Here is a 24,260-nt window from a genome sequence, read left to right on the forward strand (position 1 = left end):
CGAGATTTCTCGCACTAGATTCCGCGTGCACGCAACGGGACTCTAGCGGGCGCGGCGACGCGAGGCACCCCCGGCCAGGCTCCGGGCGAACAGCGCCAAACCGATCGCGGCCAGCAGCAACAACAAGCCGCCGAACACGGTGGCCACGATCCAAACCGGCACGAGAGCGCCGATCCGCAGATCGCGAACCAGCTCCAGTTCCAGCCCGGTCGCTGAAGCACCGTTCATGGTCAGGGTCGCTGTGCCGAGATCCGTCTGCTGAGGAACGATGGCGGTCAGCTCGGCGCGGCCGGCAGCATCCGCTGTGGCGGTGCCGAGAATGCTCGGGTCGCCGAAGAGGGTCACGACCACCGGCGAGCCAGGCAGGTAGCCGGAACCGGTGACGTGCACCTGTTGCCCCGGCGACACGTGCACAGCCGGGCCGTTCACACCAAGTTCGGCCAACTTCGTGGGATTGGCGAGGCCAGCGACTGCACGGCCAATGGACTTACTGAAGCCGGGCGCAGGCACCGCGTAACGCTCGGCGCTGGCCAAAGCGGATGCCGTGGGTTCGACACGCGCACGGTTCTGGCTCCAGAGCAGCAGGGCATCACCGATCGCGGCGAAGCCGTCGGCGTTTGGCACAAGCTGCCCCTCGCCAGTCACCGTCACGAAGCTGTCGTCATCGCACAGGGTGTGGTTGGGCTGCAGGGCATCTTCGGGCCCGGCGACGTAGTAGACCTCATAGCCGTCAGCGGCCACGCGCAGGGCCGCGGTTTCAAGGGACGCGTTCAGGTAGGCGATGACCGTGTGCCCAACACGGGCTTCGGCGCGGCCCCACTCTGAGGTGCAATCGATGCCGCGGTCACTCGAAAACAGCTGCGGGTAAGCCGTCACGATAACCGGCGCGTGGGCGCCACCGCGAGCTTCACGAGCCTGGGCCGTGTTCACTGTCGCCCAAATGCTGCGATAAACCGGGCCCAGGTCAAGCGCCTGAGCCTTGCCGATCACGGTGCGCACGGCCTGATCGTCGAGCGCGCAGCCGGAGCTGGCACATAGGGCGAGCAGGGCATCGAGCCCTACGTCGGCGGCGCCAACCGAAACGACCACCTCACTCACGGCCGGCTCGGCTGCGAGGCGTTCAAGTTGGTTGTCCGCGCCGCTTCGCACTTGCGAACCGAGCAAGTTATTGCCCGACGTTGCTGCGCAGGCGAGCACGACCGGGTCGGTCGATGCGGCCACAGCGACGGCGTACCCGGCGGCTCCGCTATCACCGTCACCGCCACCGTCAGAACGGCAGGCGGCGCCGGGGTCTGCTGACGCCAGGCCGTCGCCGACGAGAGCTGCCGGATAGTCGCTCGTCGCGGCATCCGCCAGAATAGGCCCGGGTTTGATCGGTTCGGTGCGCTGCTGCAGGGTCACGTAGCTGCCTTCGACGATGACGGCATCGACCTCTGGACCCCAGGCAATCACCCGATAGTCGGTGTCGCCGATCGCGTTCTGCACCGTACTGTACAGTTGCACGCTTTGCGTGCTGCTGGCCCCGGACGGCAGGTTGCCGAACAACAGTTGCGGTGACGGGCTGACCAGCGGCACCAGATCACCGCTCGGAAAGGTGAGCGCGACGGTAATATCTGCCGCGTCCCGACCAGAGGGGTTCGTGACCGTGACGTCAACGTTTTGGGCCTGATTGGCTAAAATGGTGTCGCCGGCGGCGACCGTTAGATCGATGCTGGCTCGACCGAGTTCGGAGAGCTTGTCGGCGAGCGCATCAACGTCGTCGACGGAGGTGTATGTGCCGTCGGTCTCATCGGCGATGCACTTGAGCTCAGTTTCGCCCAGGCCGGAGGTTTGGAAGCCAACGGTCTGCACCTGCAGGTCGAAACCCTGCGCGCGAATCTGGGCCGCGGCCTCGCAGGGATCGCCACACCCGCTTTCCCCGTCGGATACCAGAGCCACGGTGGCGCCGGTATGGCCGTCTTCTTGCAACTGCGCGGTCGCAGCGAGCAGCGCTTCGGCGGTCGGGGTACCGCCACCGGCGGTGAAGCCGTGAATTTCCGATACCAGATCGCCGGTGCCCATGACCGGTGCGACCTCGATGGCGTAGTCACCAGGTTCGTCACAGCCGCCACCGTAGGTCCAGATGCCGACCTCGGCACCCAGCGGCTGACTCATCACCAGCTCGGTGAGGGCGTCCTGCGCCTTCTCTATACGTTCACCCATCATCGATCCAGAAATGTCTACGACGACGAGCAGTGCGCGGTTGCCGGTTCCGGTGGCCGTGTCGGGGTCGACCTCGGGGGCAAAAACTTTGTCCCGAGTAACAGCGAACGCGAGCTCATCAAGGGTGTACTCCTTTTCCCAGAAGACTTTTTTGTACAGCTGATGCGGTTCTGCTTCCCAGCTGAGCAGATTCTTGTCGAACAGTTCGAGTTTCACGCCGACAACTCCCATAACGACGATGTCAAAGGTGCTCGTGAACAAAACGGATGTCTCCGCTCCGGTCGCCCCTTCGGCCTCAGAGCCCACGGTGAGGGCCGGGGTGATGTCAATGCCGAAGTAGGCCCCGGCCATGTCATAGATCATCGCGTCGACCCGCAGGGAGAGCGTCGCGCCGAGGGCAACCTCAAGTTCGCTTTTCCACACGGTGGGGGCGGTCTCGGTGACGGTCTCGGTGAACGATTTAAGCTTGCCGCTCTCGAGGCGCACACCGAATTCACGAGTGATGCGTTCAACGGCCGTCAATGTGGTGGTGCCGGTGAGTGACAGTGACCAGTCGAACTCCGCGCTCAGGTCGAAAGTGAGCACCCAGGGGATCGGGACAGGAGTCGGAATGACGCCCACCAGACGCCCCAGCGAAACGTGGGGGAGGTCGCCGGCGGTCACCTGCAGCGGTGTGCCGATCTGGCCCACGCGTCGCTGCTTTTTGCCCGAGCCGTAGGCCACGGCAATTTTCCCGTAGGAACTCACCTCGATCGTCTGCGTCTGCTGCTGCTTGACGCTGGATTCGAACTCGTTGAGAACCGTGCGCACGTCGCGGGTCCATTCCCAGAACGGTGCGATCTCTATGGTCAATGTGGAGTAGGTGACCAGTTCGAAGGCGACGCCCAACTCGACGCTGGCCTTACCGCTGAACGTGGGTTTGTTGGGTGTTGGTGCGGGAGTGGAACTCGGCACGGGAGCCGGGCTGGAATTTGCGGCTGGCGCGGGAACGGATACCTCGGTGTCGCCGGCCGAGAAGCTCGCGTCTGCACCTTCGGCCGAGGCGGTGATACTCATTTTGAGATCATTGCTCTTGCTCTCATACTCGACGGAGACTTCGGGCTCGGTGGTGACTGAGACCTTGGCGCTGAGGTCAACGACTCCGATGCGCTGTGTTTCAGCCGAGTCGGTACCAGGGAAGCCCACTGGGTCGGCCGTCTCGGCCGTCTGCGCGGCAGCAGAATAGGACGCCGGCAGAACGACCGGGCGACCATCGCCGCTCGCGGTTTCGGCGGCCACGCCCTCGTTCGCCGTTTCGGCCCCGTCGGGCAGCACCGCCTGATCCACGATTCGATGATTGACCTGTAGCACGATGTCGCCGAACGCTGCCGGCCGGGTCGTCAGGACCACGAGCCCGTCGATGAGTTCGACCGCGGTGACTTCACGCATGATGCCGTCCGGCGTTGCCGTCGACACCCCGGCGACGATGAACTCGCCGACGACCGCCGGAGACAGCCCGGCAAAGGAAATCGACGAGGCTGTCAGGTTGGATGCTACGTTGAGGCTCGCCGCATCGAGCACGACGGTGCGGTTGTTGGCGATGGCCGCACTCTCGGCCGGTACGTCTACGCTGAACGCGACATCGTCTTGGCCGGTCTGGCCGGCCCAGTCGGTCACCGTGACGCTCACCTCGTGCTCGCCGGGGGTCGCAGAGGTCTCGATGCTCCAGCTCACCGGAGTCGTGGTCGTGTTGACGTGGGCACTTCCGATGGAACGATTGCCCAGACGCACCTCTACGAGCTGCACACCGGCATCCGCTTGCTCGATCGTGCCGCGAACGGAGAAAGTTCCACCAGCGTCGCCGAGGTTGACCGTGCCGTTGGCAGCCGGTCGGGTGATAGTGAGCGTCGGCGCGTTATCGTTGGCCGGCAGTACGGTGGGAAAGTAGCCGAGCAGGGTGAGCGACTCCGCAATTGCTCCGTCTGGCAGGCTGATGGTGCCGCCAGGGCCCGCGATGACGAGAGAGGACGCCGCTCCACGCACCGGCAGGGTCGTCTCACGTCGGTCATCGGCCCGGCTGTCACCGGCGTCAGCGCTCACAGTGCCGGGTGCGGCGCTCGTGATTTCGACGCTGTACAGCGCGGATCCGACGGCCGCGCTGTCAATCGCTGTCGGCAGGGTCGGCGCCGGGTCTGCCGGGTCCAGGGCGGTGGTAGCGACGGGAACGAGCCCGCCGACGATGGTGGCAGCGTCGAGCGACCGGATCTGGCCGGCTACCCAGCCGGTCACGCTCGCACGCACAGCGTCGACTGTGCCGCTAAAGCTCCACTGGAACAGGCCGCGATCATCGAGCGGGACCAGAATGAGTGCATTCGTCCAGGCTCCGCTGCTGTGCACAACGGCCGGGCTGTCATCGGCACCCTCGGTGGGCAGGCTGAGCCTCGCGTCGGAACCGAGCAGGGCAACCTGCAGCCAGACTGCCGCCACGTCTTCGGTCGGCACGGCGCCGAGACCCTGGGGGCTGAGCGTGATCGGCGTGTCGATGGCGGCGAGCGTGCCGCCGAGGCCTGCCTCTGTGTCGATTACGAGGCGGGGTGCGATGGCCACGCTGCCGCCGGGGCCGACCGCCGGCTCACCCTTTTCGGCGACCTGCAGGTAGGCGAACAGGGTCAAGGTGACAGTAACCGTCTGGTCGGCGGTCAGGGTGAACGATCCCGTGTCGTCGAGCAGTACGAGTTGCGAGGTCGTGCCAGGCACGTTAGCGCTGAAGCTCACGGCCGGGCTGTCGCTCGGCTCTGCACCAATCACGATTGCACCGGTCTGGTCGCCGGGTACGATCTCGAACTGCAGCAAAACGGAGGTGGTATTTTTGGGGAGCTCGGCATCCGCTCTGTCAATGGAAAACTCGGTCACGGCATTTGCGACAAGGTCTTCTGACCCGACCGCGAACGGTTCGACCGCGTGCCAGCTTCCGGCCAGGCCTGCGTCGTCGAGACCATCGAGGGTGCCGGCGGAAGCGCTGCTGCGGCCGTCGATGAGAAACCAGACGACCCCGAGCGCCAGTACCAGGGTTACGACGAGCCCGGCGGCGATCATGATGAGTGCTGCGCGACGACGCGGTGTCGGAGCGGCCCCCGAGGCACTCACTTAGAACTTTCCGAGTTCGTCGATGCTGCCCAGAACTTCGGGCACAATCAGCACGACCCGCGAACCGCGACTTGATTCGGTGTTCGTGACCTGCACTGTGAGGTCGGTCACGCCGGCGACGAGCCAGCTGTACGCTACCGATGGGCCTTTGACCACCGTATAACGGGCAATTTCGGCGCCGTCGGCGAGCACGACGACCGTAACCGGATCGTCGGACGAGGAATCGTCGTCGAGGCCGAGCGCACCGGTAATCTCGGCGGCATAACCATCGAGCGACCAGTTGAATGTTTCGGTGTCGGTGCTGGAAGACAGCGCCAGCACGGTGTCGTAATCTTGGCCTCCCACGGACCGTGTACTCGTGTTTGGAGACCCCTCGCTCATCTCAACATCGTCGAGCGGAATGCGGGAGGCGCTGTCGGCGATGATGATCGCGACCGATTCGGGCAGCGCCGAGCCGGGCGCCGGAATGACGCTGGTGACCATCCCGATGACGGCGCCGGGGACGTACTGGCGCGTCTGTTCGACGCGGGCCCCCATACCCTGCAGCTCGTCGATAATCTCAGCGGCAGAACGGTCGGCTAAGGCAGGCACGACGGCGGGCGTGGATTCCAGGATCGTGACGCTCGTAGGATTCTCGGCGCCGAAGACCGGCGTTTGCTGCACGATGACGCCGATCACGCCGGCTGCCGGACGGGTGGCGACCTCGATGAGTTCGGCCGGGACACCCGCATCGACGATAGCCTGCAGTGCCCGATCGGTAGCGAGTCCGCGCACATCGGGCATGATGGCCACGTCGCCGGGTTGATATTCGGGCAATGCCACGGTGATGACCTCTGGACTCGTGCGCGTAATCTCAGCCACGACCAAGTGATTAGCCACGGCCCAACCGGCGAAGATTCCGCCGGCACCGCTCGCCAGCATGAGGGCGAGAATGGATGCCGCCGCCACGGCCATCCACCAGCGCGCCTTGTGCTCCCGCGGCTCCGGTGCCGTAGCCGTGGCAACCAGCTCCGGCGCGGGCGAACCATTACTCTCGAGGCCGACTGGCAGATCGGCTGCCACCAGCTCCACGTTCGCCAACTCTGCCGCTGCCAGATCTGCCGCTGTGACCTCGGCGATCCACTGCAGGAGCCCGGGATAGCTCGCGGGGTTCTGCGCGATAGTCTCCCGCAATTCCGGATACTGTTGGGCAAGCTCGGCGAGGCGCTCCGGGCTGCTCTGGGGGTCAGCGGCAAGGTTCTGCAGGGCGATAAGCGTGGGATTCACAGGCTGGCTCCAGTACTGAGTGTGAGTGAGGTGTGGTCGACCGTCCGGCCCAGCGACTGCTGAAGCGCTGGGCCGGTGCTCGGTGGACTAAAGCGCGTGGGCTAAAGTCCGCGGGCGCGCAGCGCCTGCTGCACGAGAGGGTCGGGCGACTGTGCCAACCAGGTGAGCAGGTCGGGGTAAGTGCTCGGATTGCCCGCCAGTTGCGGCCAGACCTCCGGGTGCTTCTGCGCAAGGTCATACAGCTCGGCGGCCGAAGTGGCCGGGTCGCCGGCCGCCAGGCTGGCCGCGCTGGGAGCTGGGACCGGCGCTTGGGCCGGCGCTGGGATGGCTTCCGCGACGGGCGTTTGAACCGCTGCAGGAGGAGCTGGCGGTGCTACCACGGGCACGGGGGGCGCGGTGGCTGGAACGACGGGCGCCGTGGCATCCGCTTGAGTGGTCGGCGCGGCTGACGGCGCCGCCGCATAGCCGGTGTAGGTTGCCTGGGCCTGGGCCCGAACCGGTCCGTACTGGGTGAAATAACTGCGAACGGGTGCCGGCATGGTCAGCGCGTAGAACACCAGCGCGGGCAGTCCAAAGGCCAGGGCGAGGCTCAGCGTGGCCGCTGTGCTGAGGATAACCAGGGAGAAGGAGGCGAATTCCGCGCCCTCAAACAGCCAGGAATAGAGCTCATTCAGGTTGTCGTCGGTGAGGGTTTGTCCGCGCAGCACGACGAAAACGATTCCGAGCACGGTGATGAGGCCGGTGAGGCCGAGCACGAGCCACTGGCTGCCAGCCGGGTTTGACCGCAGGGTCGTGCGGGCGATAATCGCGACAACGATGATGATCGAGAGCACGATCGTGGCGCCGATGTTCAGTCCGGTAGACCCGGTACTGGCACCGCTGCCGATGAGGTTCGCAATGACCATCAGCACGCTCAGCCCGGCGGTGCCGATGATGAGCACGAGCGTGAGCGACGCGACACCGAACCATTTGGCAATCGGCTCAATCGGTACCATCGCCAGGCGCAGCGCCGGCGTCGAGGTCAGGCCGAACAGCCCGGCAAGCAGAATGAGCGGGTAGCCGCCCCAGCGCAGCGATTCGATCCCGCCAACGGACAGACCAAAATCGGTGAGCGCGTCGATCGTGATGACTCCGAGGGCGATGCCGCCGAGCGTGCGCCCGATGGTGAGCCAGATCGCGTTGCCGCGCAATATTCCGTAGATGGGCAGCAGCACAGCGGCCGCACCGGCGAGCACGGCCACGACCGCGGTGAGCAGCACCACTGCGCTGACCGGAGCGGCTGACCCTACGACTCCGAGAATGATCGCACCCAGCACGGTCAGGCTCACGACCGCGCCATAGCCGATCACTATGCGATACCAGAGGCGGGCGACCGGGTGGTAGCCGACGATTCCGACCAGTTCTGCGGAGCGAGGCTGCGCAGCGAGGAAGGCCCCGGCCAGTCCGAAGGCTGCCGCGTAACCGAGCCCGGTCGTCTCATCCTTCGAGAAAGCGTCGACGAGCATGAACCCCAGAACGAGGAGCACGTACGGAACGTTGACCAGCAGCCGGATCAACCAGATCTGGGCCAGCCCAAGGCCGGGACCGAAGACGCCCGCCCTCAGCAGGTAGGTGAGGCTGAGCGAGAACAGCGACAGCAGAGTGATCAGGATGACTTCGATGCGGCCGGTCGCTCCGATCGTTTCGCTCATGCCGAAGTCAGTGCTGAACATCCACGGTAGGGCCAGGGAGATCAGGAGCAACAGCAGCGCTCCGCCGTCGCGCGCCCAGTCTGACGCGGGGATGCCCGCGAACGGATTCGGTCGGGCCGGCGCGGGCGCGTACTGTGGCGGCGCGACGGGTGCGGCGTACTGCGCGGAGGCCGGCGGCGCGGCGTACTGCGGGGCGGCCGGCGGCGCGGCGTACTGCGGGGGTGCGGGCTGCGCCGCGGGCGACTGCTGGGGGGCGTTCGGGTCGAAAGTCATCTGAGTCCTTTGTGTTCGTTCTGCACTCGTGTTACTGCCTTGCGTGGTTGTTACTGGTAAAGCCGGTCGAGCTCGCCGTCCTGGCTGAGTCGCACCAGGTTCTTTACGGCGATGCCGGTCACATCGGCCGCAGTGCGCATAGGGCTGACGAACCATCCGCTCTTGTCCTGCACGGCGAGAACCCGCCAGCTATCGGCACCGAGCTCCTTCATCCACACAGCATCGTCGAGGCATCCGTCGAACGACGAGTAACCCGAATCCGTGGTGACACAGACCCCGGAGAATTCGGTGCGATACGGCCAGCTGTAGCCGTCACCCTCGATCACGATGCTGTCGATGTCGAGATGGGCGGTGTCGCCGGCGCCCTGCGGGGTCACCCCAAAGTCGGTGATTTGAAGGTTGTCGTAGTCACCGTCACCATCGGTGGGCATGAGCGCGTCACCGTACAGGCTGAGAAATCGACGTTCCGCTTCGGGTAAGACGGCGGCGAGGTCGTCGTAGTCGCCGTTCTCCCCGAATGCGATCACGGCCTCGGCAAATCCTTCGGCGGCGGCGTCAGCGGTGTCGAAGGTGGCCACGTCGTCGGCGGCGAGCAGGCTGCCTCGCGTGAAATTGTCCGATCCGCTCTGCAGGATGTTCTCGCCGGTAGTGAGCAGGGGGCTGACATACCAGGAGCCGCCCTCACGAACGGTGACGATGGTCGCATCGTGTCCGAGAGTGTCGGCAAGGTCGGCGGCGGTCTGCGTGAACGGCAGTAGGTCGTTCAGGTCGTCGATCGACGACTCGCGCAGGTCGGCGATCATCGAGTCGATGTCACCGTCATCCGAGCCCCACGCCTCCTGCTGCAGGCGCAGCTGCGGCGCCACGACCTCAAGGTAGGCGTCGGTGATCGTTTCGGCATCACCGTTCATGGTCAATTCACCCGCCGTGATGGAGACGATCGCGATACCGTCTTCAATGTCTTCTGCCTCGAGTTCAAGCCCGGTCAGGGTGATATTCAAGCTGTCGACGACCGTGTTGATGAGCTCCGGCATGTCGATCGGGTCGCCGTTCTCGTCGTCCATGGCGATGGTGCCGAGCTGATCGATCGGAGCCTTGAACGATTCAGCCTCAGCGGGAGACAACGAGCCGTACAGGCTGATCAGGTCCATCTTGGCGGTGCCGTCGAGCAGTTTCTCGACCGCGGCCGTCGGAGAGGATGCCCCGCCCAGCTTCGAGAAGACGGCCCCGTAGGCCCACATGCCGCCACCGGCGACGAGCAACACTACGACCCCGATTGAGCTCCAGATCAGGAGTTTCTTGCGCGGTCGCTTGGAGGGCTGGCCTGGTTTTGCATAGGGGTTTGCCAGAGCGGATACCGCCGCGTCTGCTGCCTGTCCCGGGGTCGCGGCGGTTGCCTGGACCGCAGCGGCGGCAAATGGGGCCGCTGCGGCGGGTGTGACTTGGGCGGGTGCTGGCGTCACGGGCGCGATAGTGCCGAGCTGGAGCATCCACTCAATCAGGGCTGGGTAGCACGACGGGTTTCCGGCGATGACGGGGTGCAACTCGTGGTGGGCGGCGGCGATCTCCGCGAGCCGGGCCTGCGGGGTGGCCGGATCGGCGGCTTCCCGGTGCAGGGGGGAGGTGGAATCTGTCACGAAAGTAAAGCTCCTAGCTGATCGGTGCGTGCGGAAGCAGGCACAGTATGGGGGTGACGGTCGGACGAGGCGCGATTACCACGTGAGAATCGTGAAAACGGTGTACGCGGCGGCTGCCAGCACGACCAGAACGGTGCTGGAGATGATCGCCATCAGGGTGAATCGGCGACGGCGGCGTTTCGTGACTTCGGCACGCTCGCGAATTCCGGCGGCCGCGTCGGCGAGACGGAGACGGGCCGGGTCGGGCGGCGCGTCGGGTCTTGGCACCGGGGCCTTCGGCGAAATAATCGCCGGAGTCGGCCGCGCCGCGTAGCGCACACTCGCGCCGCTCTGCACCTGCGGCGGCTGATATCGACGTTGCAGGGAATCAACGACCGGAGTATGGACGGGGGCGGCCGCCCGCCGCTCGCTCAAGAGCGTGTCGGTGGCCGTGCTGCCCCTAATGGATTGCACGGTGGCCTCGTCGGCCTGGTCGGCTTGGTCGGCAGTTGCGTCATCCTCGTGCGGCGTGTCCGCAGAAGCTCCGACTTCGGTGGGGGGCTGCCGCACCACACGGCGGGTGTGGTCATCATTTGCTCGCCGCGCGATACGCGTGTGTTCGTCGGCAGTTCGTTCAACGATGATGGTGTCATCAATGTCGGGCCCAGCTACCCCTGTTGGTTCAGCGGGCTGCATTGCGGGCCACTCGTTGCACCGGTCGGGTGTCTTCGGTGCGGGTGTCGGACTGGTCTTCGCCGATCGCGACGCCGTGCCACGAGCTGACCCCGCCGGCGATCACATCGATCACAATCACTGAAACGTTGTCGCGTCCGCCGTGTTCCAGAGCGCCGGCGAGCAGCGCATCCGCCGTCTGTTGGGTGCTGCCGCCCAAGGTCAGGCCGGCCTTGATGGCCTCGTCGGAAAGCTCGCCGCTGAGCCCGTCGGAACACACCAGCAGACGTTCGCCGGTCACGACCGGGCGCAGCCAGTAGTCTGCCTTGCTGTTATCGGCGCCCATCGCGCGAGTGATGACGTTTTTTCGCGCGAAGTTGGCGACATCTTCTTTCAGAAGCGAACCCTCATCGATGAGTTCCTGGGCGAGGGAATGGTCGACGGTGAGCTGCTGAAACTCGCCGCCGTGCAGGCGGTAGACACGCGAGTCGCCGACGTTCACGATGAGCCACTGTGGGAAATCTTCGTGGTCGATGAGCACCAGACCGGTGAGGGTGCTCCCCGCGCCCCGCCCGGTCGAATCCGACACGGCGCGAACCCGGGTGTGGGCGCGCTCAACCGCAGCTACCACGTCTCCGGCCACAACATCGATGCGGTCGACGCAGGCCCGAAATTCAGCGATCACGGCGGAGCTGGCGCGCTGGCCGGCTTCGAGCCCGCCCATGCCATCGGCGACGATGAACACCGGTTGGGACGCCAGCAGGGAATCTTCATTTTCGTGACGTTTGCGGCCGACATCTGTGCGCGAGCCGCACTGCAGCGATACCCCGGCACTGGTCGCTCGCGGGTCAGCGAGGGCTGTCATGGCTCAAGCCTCCAGGTAGATGCGCGCCGCGAGCTCCCCCAACAGGAACCGATCGGTCAGTGGCGCACTCGCACCCGCATCGAGCTCATTTTCAAGGCCTCCGCCATCGATGAGCACGACACCGTTGGTCGAGTGCAGGTCGCTGATGCCCCACGCTCCATCGACAAAATCCAGGCGAGCGTGGGTCTTCGACACCGTCTTACCGGGGTCATGCAGGGGGACCAACTGTGCGTCTGAATGTGTTCCGCCTCGCGCGGGGTTACGGCCGAGCAGCACGACGGGCTTGGTGAGCGAGACTTTCAGTCCGTGTTCGGTTTCGAGCGTCCACGGCTTCATCCGACGCACCACGATCATGGTCTCGTCGAGGTCGTCGTCGGAGGCGTCGTCGGAGGCGTCTTCGGAGGCGTCTTCGGATGCCTCGCTGGCGTGTGCTGCGCGCGCTGCGAGGGGAACGACCGCAGAAACGTGCGCGGCGACCGCGACCGGAAGCACTGCGGGCACCGGTATCGGGACGGCTGCGGGAAGTGCCGCGGGGATTGCCGCGGGGACTGCCCTGGCAGCAATCTCCGCGGCGGCAACGGCGAGCTCACCAGGCAAGGCAATCGGGAGTTCGGCGGCCAGTGACTCGCGGGGAGCAGTAGCGAACGGTGCAGCAACCGCCTGAACGACCGGCGCCGGCGGAGCCCATGGATTCACCAGTGCGGCGACCGGTGCATTTTCAACGGGAGGCGCGGGCGGCGCGACGATGACCGGCGGGGCCGGCGGCGCGACGATGGCCGGTGGGGCCGGCGGGGCCGGCGGCGCGACGATGGCCGGTGGGGCCGGCGGCGCAGACACGACCGGCGGTACGAGCACAGCGGCCGGGGCCGACAACACCGGCGGAGCCGGGGTTGGAGTTGGTGCCGGCGGGGCCGGGGTTGGAGTTGGTGCCGGCGGGGCCGGGGGTGCCGGAGGCGCGCTCACGTAGAACGGCGGCGGACCGGTGGGCAGACCGTGCGGAACCTGAGGTGCGAGCGGGGCGGGTGCTGCGGTCGCTAGAAACGCTGCCGGCGGGGCCGGGGGAAGTAGCGCAACGGCCAGCTGAGCGGGCACCTCCGGCGGTGCCGTCGGCACGGGCGGCACGGGCGGCATCGGTGTCAGCACCTGTTGGCCGGCCGGTTCTGGAGCTGCCGGAGGTGCCGGCGTCATCGATAGCGGCGTTACCGGCGCAAATGGAACGTACCCGGTCGCGGCGATCCCGGGCATCCAGCCGGTGTCGACGGACTTTCCAAACCCGAGCAGACCAGCCCAGATGGGAATGGTGACCAGGTAGAGCAGGGTGAAGCCGCCGCCGTGGCCGAGGCGCCGGTTGACGTTGTTGACCGCCATCACGAGCACGACGACAGCCACTACGTTCGCGATGGGGATAAAGAGGCCAATCACCCACAGGGCCGAGTAGCGGCCGAGTTCATATAGGGTGATGCTGTTGACGATCGGCACCCAGGCCTTCCAGGCCTGTTCTCCGAGTTTCACAAAGACTTTACCGAGACCGATCGACGAGAAGACGTACACGCCGAGACTGAGCAGCACAGTGACCACGACGATTGCGATCATCGCTCCAGATGATTCATTCATTTATGCTTCGCGGCCGCTGACGGGCGGCCGCTCCCCCATTCTGCTGGTGTCGCGCCGGTTCGGGCGCACGGTGGTGACGTCGTAACGAGACGTGCGTCGGCGAACAGTAAACAGTCGGCGGGCATCCGCCAGTCGAGAAAAGGAGCGCAGCGAGATGGCGGCGCGCAGGCGCTGGCGCCGGGTTCCGCTCGCCGCGAGGCCCGCTCGTTCGGCCGTGACGAGTGCCCAGAAGGCATCGCTCTCGGCGGCTAGCGGCGAGGTTTCGCCGAAGACGGCCCGGTCGGCCATGGTCGCGAGCTGTGCGCCACCGACCGACTGATAGTGCGAGGCGGTCTCGACCCGGGTCATGCTTCCCTGATCAGCCAGGCCGCGGTCGACGGCGGCGTCGATGTATTCGTCCCAGCCGCCGGCAAACCGCGCCGACACGTCGGTAGCCCGCGCTCGGTCACGGCGGCGTTTGAATTTGGCGCCGAGAATGACCAGGAACGGCGTACTGATGGCGAGCAGTGTGGCCAGGCTGATGCCGCCAATCTTCAGGGCCGCGAACAGCCAGGCCAGGTCGGGGCCGGTGACCGAATCCTGTTCCTGCTGATCTTCGCCGCTGGTGGGGTTGGCCTCTGGCGCGCGCTGCTCGGTGGCTCCCTCGACGATGACCTCGGTGTTGTACTGCGGGTCGCGCGTCGTGTCGTCGATGGGTGAGAGTGGGTTCTGAAATTGCGGGGTCGCGTCGACGGTGACCCAGATGCTATCGCCGCTACCGACCTCGACCCAGGCCGCTAGATTCTGCCCCGAACAGATACCCGCGAGGCAATCGCCGGGTACGCCCGAATCAGCAGCATCGGCCGCGCCGAGGGTGAATCCCAGCACCACCCGAGACTCAAATCCGAGGTAACGGGCGAGCAGAGCGGTAGCCACGGCGAACTGTTCGTCGTCACCGATTCCGGCCACGAGCTGAGAATTCTCGGTGGCAGTCGTGCTGTTCTGCTTCTCGAGCAGCGCGGTGAAGAGCGCGTCAATGCGGGCGACCGAGTGCCCGGACAGGCTCGGTGCGAACTGGTAGTCGCCGAGGTCGGCGGTCCAGGACGCCGCCGCCGGGACGGTCAGGGCGTGGCTGAGATAGCCGCGCTCGCGCAGGCGGGTGACTAGTTCGGCCAAACCGGCCCCGTCTTGCGTAAGTGCCTGGGCGTCGACCCAGTCGACCAGGCTCTGCGGAATGAGCGTTTCATCGATCGTGCTGCCGGCCGGACGGGTGAGGCCGGCCAGGTCCGTCGTATCCGCTTGCTGCTCGGAGACGATTGTGTAGCGGTCACCGCTGTCGAGGGCTTTGAGTTGAATTCCAGATGCCGTACCCGCGTTGTAGAAGAATCCGTCGCTCAAGTCAGCAGCGCGATCACCGGCAAAGCGGATGCTCGACAGCGCGCCGGCCCCCGGCATCCAGACGCCGGAGTACCCGGCAATGTCGAACTGGGTCGTGGCGCTCTCGGCGCTTATGCCGCGCGAGTGCGGCACCCGAGCAAAGGCGGTGGTCTGGTCGGTCTCGCCGTCGGCCGGGTTCACGACCCGAAAGACTTCACCGTCGTAATAGCTGAGCACGGCCAGGCGCACGCGCGAGTCGGTGCCGTCGTCGACCGCGGTGCCGGCCACCGTGAACAGCTCGGCATCGTACTGCTCGGCGCTGAAGTAGCTGCGGTATTGGCTGAGCGGGCTAACGTACTCACGCAGTTCGACGGCTGGGTCGATGCTGCTACGCAGCACCTCACGGGTCGGCGTGGCTGCGACGGCCGAGAGTCCGCCGAGGGTGATGCCGATGGCGAGCACGAGTACCCCGCCGGCAAGAATGGCCCGACGGACGCGACCGCCCAGACCGCCAGCGGTGCGCCGTACACCGGTCGTGCGGGCAGCCAGGTCGAGCGCCGCACTTCGGGCCAGGTGGGTGCGCCAGGCCAGAAAACCGAAGGCTAGCAGCAGAGCGGCCAGGCCGATCAGGCTTTCGCGCGGAGCCGGCACGCTCACCCCGGCCACGGTCAACGGAACGCTCACGGCACTCGACCCGAAAACCAGGCCGAACAGTTGCACGCCAAAGATCAGCGGCACAGCGAGGGCCACGAGCCGGCCGGCGCGCCAGGCCAGCGAGAGCGCGACCGTGGTGCCGCCGAGAAACAGCAGAAAGGCCGGGGCCAGCAATGACTGATACGAGCCGACCGGGAGTTGGATGGTAACGAGCTCTTTCCAGCTGAACACCGTGGCAGTCACCAGGTCGAGCAGCCCACCGAGCACGCCGTCAATACCCGTGAGGGCGGTCGGCACGGCGAGCGGAACTCCGAGCACAAGGTACGCACCGAGAACGGTGAGCAGCACGGTGAACCACGACCATCCCCGGCGGGCACCGAGCCAGGCGAGGGCCACCCCGGTCAGAATCGCTCCGGCGGCCATGATCAGGTAGCTGGTGGCCTGATAGATCGGCCAGGCGGCCCACACGGCAACAAGCAGCATCGCCACGATGAACAGGGCGTTGATCACGTGGGCACGATACTGAACGGGCGCGCTCATGCGGCCCTTCGGCTCAGCAGGGAGCGAAAATCGTCGAGCACGCCGATGGTCAGCACGCTCGTGCCGGCCAGGTCGCGAAAGCTCGGCTGTTCGTTGGGGTTGCACAGCACAGCGACGACCTGCACGTTGCCGGAGAATTTGAGGGTGAGGGCCTGTAGACGCCGCGCGGTCATGACGGAGCCGCAGACCACGAACGCGATGGAAATATCGGGCACCACCTGCGCGGCAAGCACGCAGACGTCTTCGACGTGCATCGCGTGCGGACTGGTTTCGATCGCGGTGAGGTCATCGAGCAGGGTGCGGGTGGACACAACGCTCAGGCTGCGCACAGAACGGATGCTGCTGCGCACGATATCGGGGATCTCCTCGCTCGCCACGACAGCCAGGTCCCGCCCGTCGCGAATGGCGCGCACACCGAGCGAGCCGGCGGCACTGACCGCCATCTCGAACTCCTCCTCGGAGGCGTACTCCGCGGCGTTCCGGCTAAGCACGATGGCCAGGCGTGAGCGGCGGCTCTCTTCGAACTGACGCACCATGAGTTTGCCGGTCTTCGCGGTGGACTTCCAGTGGATGTGCCGCTGCCCGTCGCCGGGCGCATACTCACGAATGGCGTGGAAGGAGATGTCGGAGTCGACGATATCGCTCGTGGGGTTGCCCTCGAGGTCGCGCACGAAACCGGCGCTCGTACTCGGAATCGACACGGTCACCGGGTGCACGAACAGGCGGTTGACGTCGGCCCAGGCAACTTCGCGGCCGAGCACACCGAGCGGGTCGCTGCGCACGGTCGTGACCGGGCCCACGTCGATGACGCCGCGGCGATAGGCGGGCACGCGAACGTGCTCTTCGTGAACCTGGCCGGCGCGTAGGAGCGGAACGTAGACATCCGCCAGCCCTTTGCCAATGGGAACGTCGACGCGCCCCGGCAGCTCGAGCCGTTTAGAGACGTTGGTCACGGTGAGGGTGCCGAGCACCTCGGAACCGGCCACGACCCGATCGACCGGCAGTACGAAATCCACGCTATAAGCGCGGCCGCCGGCCAGAAAAGGCAACGAGATGAGAATGAGCGCGACCGCCACACAGCCGGTGACGATCAGTTCGGTCCAGCCGAAGACCAAGCCGAGCGGCAGCAGCACGATCGCGGCCGCGACCACCACCCAGCCGGCCGGCGTCACCGTTTCGCCGACCCATTCGACGGATGCCTTCACACCGGTTCGCACCGTTCGCAACACGCGCATCCAGAGCACGACAGCGCCCACGAGCGTCAAAGTCGTTGACTTCGCTCTGCGCGTGGTGCTGTACCGGGTATGCGTGGCAGACCGGGTCTGGGTGGAAGTGCGCGTTAGCGTCGATGTAAGTGCGCGACGCGATTCGGTGTGAAAGCTCACGCCAGGTCGGTCCGACTGGGCGGAACGACGTCGAGCAAAATCTGGCCGATGACAGCGCTCGCAGTGACGCCGTCGAACTCGGCCTCGGGGTCGAGCACCATTCGGTGCGCCAGCACCTGGTCGGCGAGGGCCTTGACGTCGTCGGGCGTGACGAAGGTGCGGCCGTGGGCGACTGCCCAGGTTTTGGCAGCCTTGGTGAGGGCACGGGCGCCGCGCACGCTGACGCCCATGCGCACCTGGCGGGCGTCACGGGTGGCCTCGACCAGGCGGCCGATGTAGTCATACACGAGCGGGTTCACGAACACTGAGCGTGCAATGTCGCTCATGCTCACGAGCGCCTGCGGGGTGATGACGGGGGCGAGTTCATGGCGCACGTCAGCGGTACCCTCGAGAATGCGAATGGTCGAGGCGAGATCGGGATAGCCGAGCGACGCCTTCATCATGAACCGGTCGAGCTGAGCTTCTGGCAGCCGGTAGGTTCCGGCCTGCTCGATCGGATTCTGGGTGGCGATGACCAGGAACGGCACTCCCGTGGAGCGGGTGACGCCGTCGATGGTGACGTTGCCCTCTTCCATCGCTTCGAGCAGCGCCGACTGGGTCTTCGGGCTGGCCCGGTTGATCTCGTCGGCGAGTACGACGTTGGCGAAGATGGGTCCGCTGTGAAACTCGAACTCGCCGGTCTTCTGGTCGTAGACGGTGATGCCGGTCACGTCGCCGGGCAGCAGGTCGGGGGTGAACTGAATTCGGGTAGAGACGCCCTGCACGGTTTGCGACATGGCGCGGGCGAGCGAGGTTTTGCCGGTGCCCGGGTAATCCTCGAGCAGCAGATGGCCCTCACTGACCATCGCGGTGAAGGCAAGTTCGATCACGTGGCGCTTGCCGAGGACGACCTGCTCAACGTTGTCGACCATCATCGTGAAGGTCGCGGTGAACCAGTCTGCCTGTTCCGGGGTGATTGTCATGTGGGGAGCTCTTTCAGTGAGGCGGGGTCGTTAAGAAGTGGGGGCCGCGCCGCAGCCGATGGGACCGGCCAGGCTTCCGGAGACGGCCTTGAGGTTTATGGTCTGAGGGGCGGTCCAGCTGATGGTCCATTTGACCTGTCGTGTCTGCGCAGCGTTGGCGGGTACTTTCTCGTCCCCGTCTACCCAAACGCGGGTGCTGTTCTCGCCGGGTACGTCGTACTGCGCTGCGTCAACTGTGCTCTCGGCAAGACCGCTGTCGGTAGCCGTGACGGCTACCTCCAGGGTTCCGCCGACAACGCAACCCGGCGTGGCTAAAGCGGTCACGTTGTAATCGACCTGCCAGGCGCGGCCGGCATCCGCTGGCTTCACCGTCGACCAGTCGCTGCAGTGAGCGGTGTCGTCTTCAATGCAGTACCGCACGCTAATACCGGGGTCGGCACCGAAAACGATCGAGCCGGTCGCAACGTCGTAGTTCTTCCAGTCGACTACGAAGTCGGCGGGAACGGTGGCCGACGACGTGGGCGTCGTGAGCAGGTACTGTCCACTCGGCAGTCCACTGGGCGGCGCCGTCATGCCGTAGGTGTACGAACCGTCGCCCGGAGCGGAGGGCTGCACCCAGGTCGTGATGGGGCCGCGGCTGTCAGCCGCCTCCCCATATCCGTTGGAATAGCAAACCGTCACGTAGTAGTCGGTGTGCTTGGTCAGGCCACCGATCGTGGAATCCTTCGAGGTGAGATTGCCAGCCGAAGTGAATCCCGCCGGAGTGAGCGTGCAGACGGCACCGGGCGTGGTTGATGCCACATAGAGAATATGTTCGGTCTCAGCGCTGAAGTTCTTGTCGGCCACGGTGCCCGACACCGTGATCGAGGTGTTCTCGGAGGCCAGGGTCCCCGCCGTGACCGAGGGAGCTCCGGCCACGGTCACCGGCTGGTTGAACGACAGGTCGGTGGGTCCGCTGCCGGCCGGCTGGTCGTACTTACTCAACGGGGTGACGGTGATCGTCTGCTCGCCGACGGGCAGCACGCGGCTGAATTCCGTCGTTCCAACACCGGGAGTTGCGACGGCTTCTTCCGTGCCGTCGACGCTGTACCGGTTGGTTGATGGGTCGTCGTTTTTGATCTTCACGGTAACAACACCCTGCGCCGTGTTCGTACGTTCGTTGAAGACCGGCTCCGCAGTCAGTTCGCCCATGCCCGGAGTGGCATAGGACCAGGCCGTTACGCTGACGGCGCTGCGGGATTCACCGACCGCGTTGACGGCTTTGGCCTCGTAGAGCGCCTTGTCACCGTTGTCAGTGGTGCGAATAACCCCGCAGTCACCCGACGTATCGCAGCGGGCCACCGAGGCGCCATTGCGGTACAGGTTGAAGCCTTCCAAGGCCGGGTAGGCCGCATTCGCACCGCCCGGGCTGACCGAGAGCGTGATTGCCCGGTCGTTATAGGCGATCTGAGCCACGGCGTTCGGGGCTTTCGGGTAGCCCTGCAGGTCCACCGTGATCGACCCGTTTCGGCTTCCGGCACTGAGTTTTCCCTGCGCGTCGCGCACGACAAAGCTTGCCTGGCACACCCCGCCGGCGGTGTCGCCCGACCAGGTTGCTCGTACGTTCTTGGAGTTCTCAACCGCGAACGACACGCCAACGCAGGTGCTCGGCTCGGTGACCGAGACCAGTTCAAGTGGGGTATTGCGGTAGAGGTTGACCTCGCCGGCAGTGCCGACGACCGCGATCGAGCAGCTCGATCCCGACGACTGGGTGCAGGTCGTCGCCACGGTGCCGCCCTTGGGCAGTTCGCTCGGAGCCGGGCCGACCTTGAGCGCGAGCGCTGCCGGAATCGCCTCGCGGTGGCTCGACAGGCTCACCGTGACCGCTACCTCGCGGCCGGCCACGGCGTTGTCCGCAACACCGATCGTGACAATGGAGCCGTCCTGCGTCACGGTGAACTGGTCAGACGAGTAGTCGATCGCAAAGGTCAGTGCCGGCACGTCGCCCTTGCCCTGCCACTCGACCATGTGGCTGAGGTCGTACCGAATGGATTCAGAGCCGGGGCTTGCAGTGAGCGCCGCCGGCCGCAGTTCCGGCTGGGGGTCGAGCGGCTCGACCACGATCGGCACAACCAGCTGCGTGTAGTCCTCCTGCCCGTCAATGCGTGCCGGCACCGTGCAGGAGTCGGTCCACGGCGCGTCGGAACCAGCCGTGTAGGTGACCGTCGTGCCGGAGTCGAACGTGCACGTCGCGTTGCCCCGCTCCCCCGACGAACGGACGCCGGTGCGCTGCAGTTCCAGCGTGGAATCAGCGGGAATCGACACGAGGCTCTTCAGATCAAAGCTGACAGAGGCGTCTTCCCGCACGTTTTGGTCGACGCTTCCTTTTCTGAGCGCGATGATGACCGCATCCTTGGCTGGAATGCGGAGGAACCCATAAGTGGTCACCTCGATACCTTGAAAGTTCAGTCCGGTTAGAGCGAACGGTGCGAGCAGACCCTCGTCAGGAACGTCGCCGCTGATCTTCCACCCCGACACGTCGAGGCCCGGGTGGTTACCCCACAGGGTCAGGGTGAGGTCAGACACATCTCCAGAGTTCCAGGACACCTTGTCGTTGACCACGTCGATCCCCATGGGAAACGCGTCTCGTTCGTCGAGGGTCAGGGTCGTATCGATCACGACCGGATAGTCGGGCACCGAGGTGCGCACAACCTTGACCACGATGAGTCCCTGGCCGACGTCGTCGTTGGCGTTGGTCACCGAGTACACGAAGGTCAGCAGGCCCGGCTCGTCGCCGGCTGTAAACACCACTCGCTCCTCGGTAACGGAGCCGATGCGCTGCGCCAAAGCGTCGTACTCCTCGGTGCCGATCGTCGCGTCGGGGATGACCGCACTCAGGGTCAGGCTGCCCCCGCCGGGTTCGACGTCGTTGGCGGCGGGAAAAACGACGACCTGGTTACCCGGACCTGCCTGCACCTCGACGTAGTCGCTGAAGGTGATCGGGCTCGGGTTGGAGCGCTGGTCGAGCACGCCGATGCGCACGAGAGCGACGCCGACGGAACCTTCAGTGTCGCTCACGCGGTACTGAAATTCGATGGCACCGTGATAGTCGCGGGGGCTGGAGTAAACGATGGCATCCCCGGTGGCATTGAGCGAGGCCGTGCCACGGGCCGGTTGGGTGAGCACCCGGTCAAGCACAACGGTATCGCCGTCGGGGTCGGTACCGAAGCTGTCAAACGGAATCTCAATGGTCTCGCCCGACAGCACCCGACCATAGAGAGTGTGCGGCTGCGGAGCCGTGTTCTCGCCGTTGGCGAGCACCTCCACCGACACCACGGCCGAGTCGATGAGTTCGGGAGAGCCAGCGGTATACACACTGTAGGCGAGCTCGTAGCTGCCAGGTTCCTCGGGGGCGAGGTAGCGCAGTTCGGCGCCGGCCGCGAAGGCGAGGCCGCGGTCACTGCGGTTCTGCACCGATTCGGCGTTGAGCATCACGATATTGCCGTCGGGCGCCACATCGTTGTTGAGCACCGGAATGTCGATCTGGGCGCCGACCCGCACCGAGACGCTGTCGTTTCTGGCGATCGGTGTCTGCGGAACGGATGCCTCGAGCAGGTAGACGGTGGCCTCGCCGCGCACGGTGTAAAGCGGGTTTTCGGTGCCGTCCGACACGGTGTAGCGCACGGTACCGAGCTTGCCCGGCCGTTCGTCGACAGTCGAGCCGCGCACCCGCAAAATGTTCTGCCCGACGACGTCGACGCTGAGCGAGGCGCCGAATACGGTCTCGGGAATCGCTTCGCCAAGCAACAGCACTCGTCCGGCCGGGTTGGAAACGGCGGTGAAGACGTCGACACTGGTGTCGGCCTTGGGGCGCACGAAAACCGTCACCGGTGACGTGGTGAGAGCCTGGGCATCCGCTGACACCACCGAAATGCGCACGAGCGATACGACCTCGGCCACATCGTCGGCGATGGTGAGGCTGACCGTGTAGTTGCCGATCGTGGTCGCGGCGAAGTCGATGGCGGTGCCATTCGCGGTAATGCTCACGGTCGCCCCGTCGGCGCTCGACGGGGTCGTCGCCGACGTGATGCGGTACAGGCCGGCGGCTCCCGAGATGTACTCGGCCGGGTTCACCGTGAGCCGCTCGTTCACCGACGCGAGCAGCGCGAAGGGTTCGACCGTGAGCCGCGGCGTCGGCGTGACCACGATGGTGAGTACCTTCTCGGTCGAAGCGCCGTGAATGTCGGAAACGCGCACCAGAATCGTAGCCGACTGCGCGGTTTGTTCGGCCGCGTTCGGGTGTTTGTAGACCAGCACGCCGGTCGGCGTCACACTGACCGAGCCGATGTCGGTGGTGTTTACAGCGGATGCGACGAAAATGGGATCACCGTCGGGATCGACCCAGCCGGGCAGCACCGGCACGGTCGCTGTTCCGCCCGGTTGTACCTCGGGGCTCGGCCAGTCCTGCAGACAACCGTCGGTACCGCACCAGACCGGCGCCGCGTTCACGTCGTCGCCGTGCACGGTAAGCGTGACCGTGGTCGACGGCGAATCGAGGCCGTCCGTACGGGAGCCGTCGGTGATGGCGTAGTTGAATGTCGCCGAGCCGCTGGCGCCGGGGGCTACCTGCACAGCGAGTGCCTGGTTCTGATCCGTGACTGTGACGGTGCCGAAATCGGGATCGAGGCCGGTGACCGAGGCCGGAACGACGCTGAGCACGTCGTCGTTGGCGTCGTGGTCGTTGAGCAACGCCGGCAGCGGAACGAGCTGGTCGACGCGCACGCCGAAGGAATCCGGCACGGCCACGGGAGCCTTCGGGTCAATGACTTCGGAGGCTTCCTCCACGTCGTCCTGGCGCTGGGGCTCTTCGGCGGCGGCCAGGGTCCAGTCCTGGGAACTCGCAACCAATGCGCCGTCAGGAATGGTCCACACCCATCCGCTCTGGGTGTCATTGAGAATCAGGAGTGACTCGTTGGCGCGAAACGCGGGCGCGGCGTCGCCGTTCGGAGTGAGAGCGCCGTAGCTGAGTACGGATTCGCCGCCGCTCTCGCTAAACAGAGTGCCGCCAGCACCGGAAGCGGGCAGCCAGGCGGCGTAACGTTCCCCTTTAAAAGGGGTCGGCGCGGCGGGAGTACCGAGCACCGCTTCGGAGGTGCCGACCAGTTCGGTTCGCGCGCCGTCGGTAAGCGCAAAAGCGACGAGGCCGGTCTGGTCGGCGATGAGCACGTCGTCGGCGGTAGTGCTCGGGTGTTGCAGCACGGCCAGTTCGCTCAGATTGGTCTCGACCGGTGCGTTTTGACCTGCCAGCCACAGTTCGTCACCGGCCACGCTGAGCAACGCCCAGCTGTCACCGACGACGCTCAGCTGACTTCCGGGTTCGCCCGGGCCGTCGGTGACAGCGTCCTCACCGAGAATTTTGTCGTCGACGATGGAGTAGCGCAGCATGCTTTCTGCCTCGCTGGAGTAGCTGTAGAGCACCCCGTCAGGCGTGATCGCAATGGCGTCGGAGCGGTACGCGCGTGGCGCCTCGCCCGGGGTGGCCTCGTCGTCGGCGAAGGGGTTCACTGCGCGGGGCTCTTCCGAAGCGCCGACCGCCCCGGCCAAGACCGTTCCCGCGCTCGTGAGGTACCCGACCCAGGAACCCGACGACGCGATGGTGCGGGTTCCGGCCGGCGTGCTGTCGTAATCGCCCGCGTCGTCGCCGAGGTTGATCGGTGCCGCGAGGCTCACATCGACGACTTTTTCGTTGTTCTGGGCGAAGAGCAGCACGGTGGAATCGGTTTGTACCAGTTCGCTGGGCGCTGGCACCGTCTTTACTGTGTCCAGTTCCCCCAGGTCGGTGTTGACGCGGGCGTACCGGTTGCCGTCGCCGCTTTGCAAGGCCCAGATCGAACTCGCGTTCACCGGCGTCTGCTTCACATCGAAGCCATCGACGACGATCGCCACCGTGGCCAGCAACGCGCCGATCGCGGCGACGGCGACAATGCGAATCACACCGAGGCGAGCCTTCGAGAGCACGGGCCGGTGACGGCGAGCCCGTTTGCCGGCCACTAAAAGAC

The 24,260-nt window shown here is 65.8% G+C and carries 11 protein-coding genes; all 11 read right to left on the reverse strand.

Annotated elements, in window-relative coordinates; all coding sequences use genetic code 11:
• Nucleotides 1-42: 42 nt before the first annotated feature.
• Complete coding sequence (locus E3T51_RS09825) at nt 43-5,328, reverse strand: VWA domain-containing protein (RefSeq protein ID WP_134529670.1); 5,286 nt, start codon at nt 5,326-5,328, stop codon at nt 43-45.
• Nucleotides 5,329-6,594 carry a variant leucine-rich repeat-containing protein gene (locus E3T51_RS09830; protein ID WP_134529671.1) on the reverse strand — a complete coding sequence of 422 codons (1,266 nt, stop codon included), beginning with the start codon at nt 6,592-6,594 and terminating at the stop codon, nt 5,329-5,331.
• A 101-nt stretch (nt 6,595-6,695) separates the two neighbouring features.
• Nucleotides 6,696-8,558 carry a DUF7937 domain-containing protein gene (locus tag E3T51_RS09835; protein WP_134529672.1) on the reverse strand — a complete coding sequence of 621 codons (1,863 nt, stop codon included), beginning with the start codon at nt 8,556-8,558 and terminating at the stop codon, nt 6,696-6,698.
• Between the two features lie 50 nt (nt 8,559-8,608).
• The gene (locus E3T51_RS09840) at nt 8,609-10,195 is read right to left on the reverse strand and encodes a variant leucine-rich repeat-containing protein (RefSeq protein ID WP_134529673.1); all 1,587 of its coding nucleotides are present in this window, start codon (nt 10,193-10,195) and stop codon (nt 8,609-8,611) included.
• A gap of 75 nt (nt 10,196-10,270) precedes the next feature.
• Nucleotides 10,271-10,870 carry a hypothetical protein gene (locus E3T51_RS09845; protein ID WP_134529674.1) on the reverse strand — a complete coding sequence of 200 codons (600 nt, stop codon included), beginning with the start codon at nt 10,868-10,870 and terminating at the stop codon, nt 10,271-10,273.
• On the reverse strand, nt 10,857-11,711 hold the full coding sequence (locus E3T51_RS09850) for a PP2C family protein-serine/threonine phosphatase (RefSeq protein WP_134529675.1): 855 nt from the start codon (nt 11,709-11,711) through the stop codon (nt 10,857-10,859). Before E3T51_RS09850 ends, E3T51_RS09845 begins: the two co-directional genes overlap by 14 nt.
• Nucleotides 11,712-11,714: 3 nt before the next feature.
• A complete protein-coding gene (locus E3T51_RS17395; protein ID WP_166806427.1) occupies nt 11,715-13,325 on the reverse strand; it encodes a DUF5684 domain-containing protein in 1,611 nt (536 codons plus the stop codon).
• A complete protein-coding gene (locus E3T51_RS09860) occupies nt 13,326-15,875 on the reverse strand; it encodes a transglutaminase domain-containing protein (RefSeq protein ID WP_134529677.1) in 2,550 nt (849 codons plus the stop codon).
• Nucleotides 15,872-17,131 (reverse strand): DUF58 domain-containing protein, encoded by a 1,260-nt coding sequence (locus E3T51_RS09865; RefSeq protein WP_233206013.1) that lies wholly within the window; start codon nt 17,129-17,131, stop codon nt 15,872-15,874. Before E3T51_RS09865 ends, E3T51_RS09860 begins: the two co-directional genes overlap by 4 nt.
• Before the next feature lie 125 nt (nt 17,132-17,256).
• On the reverse strand, nt 17,257-18,222 hold the full coding sequence (locus E3T51_RS09870) for an AAA family ATPase (protein ID WP_104193432.1): 966 nt from the start codon (nt 18,220-18,222) through the stop codon (nt 17,257-17,259).
• Between the two features lie 30 nt (nt 18,223-18,252).
• Nucleotides 18,253-24,252, reverse strand: coding sequence for an Ig-like domain-containing protein (locus tag E3T51_RS09875; protein ID WP_134529678.1), 6,000 nt, complete (start codon nt 24,250-24,252; stop codon nt 18,253-18,255).
• Nucleotides 24,253-24,260: the final 8 nt, after the last annotated feature.

Source organism: Cryobacterium serini (genome assembly GCF_004404025.1).
Classification (GTDB): Bacteria; Actinomycetota; Actinomycetes; order Actinomycetales; family Microbacteriaceae; genus Cryobacterium; species Cryobacterium serini.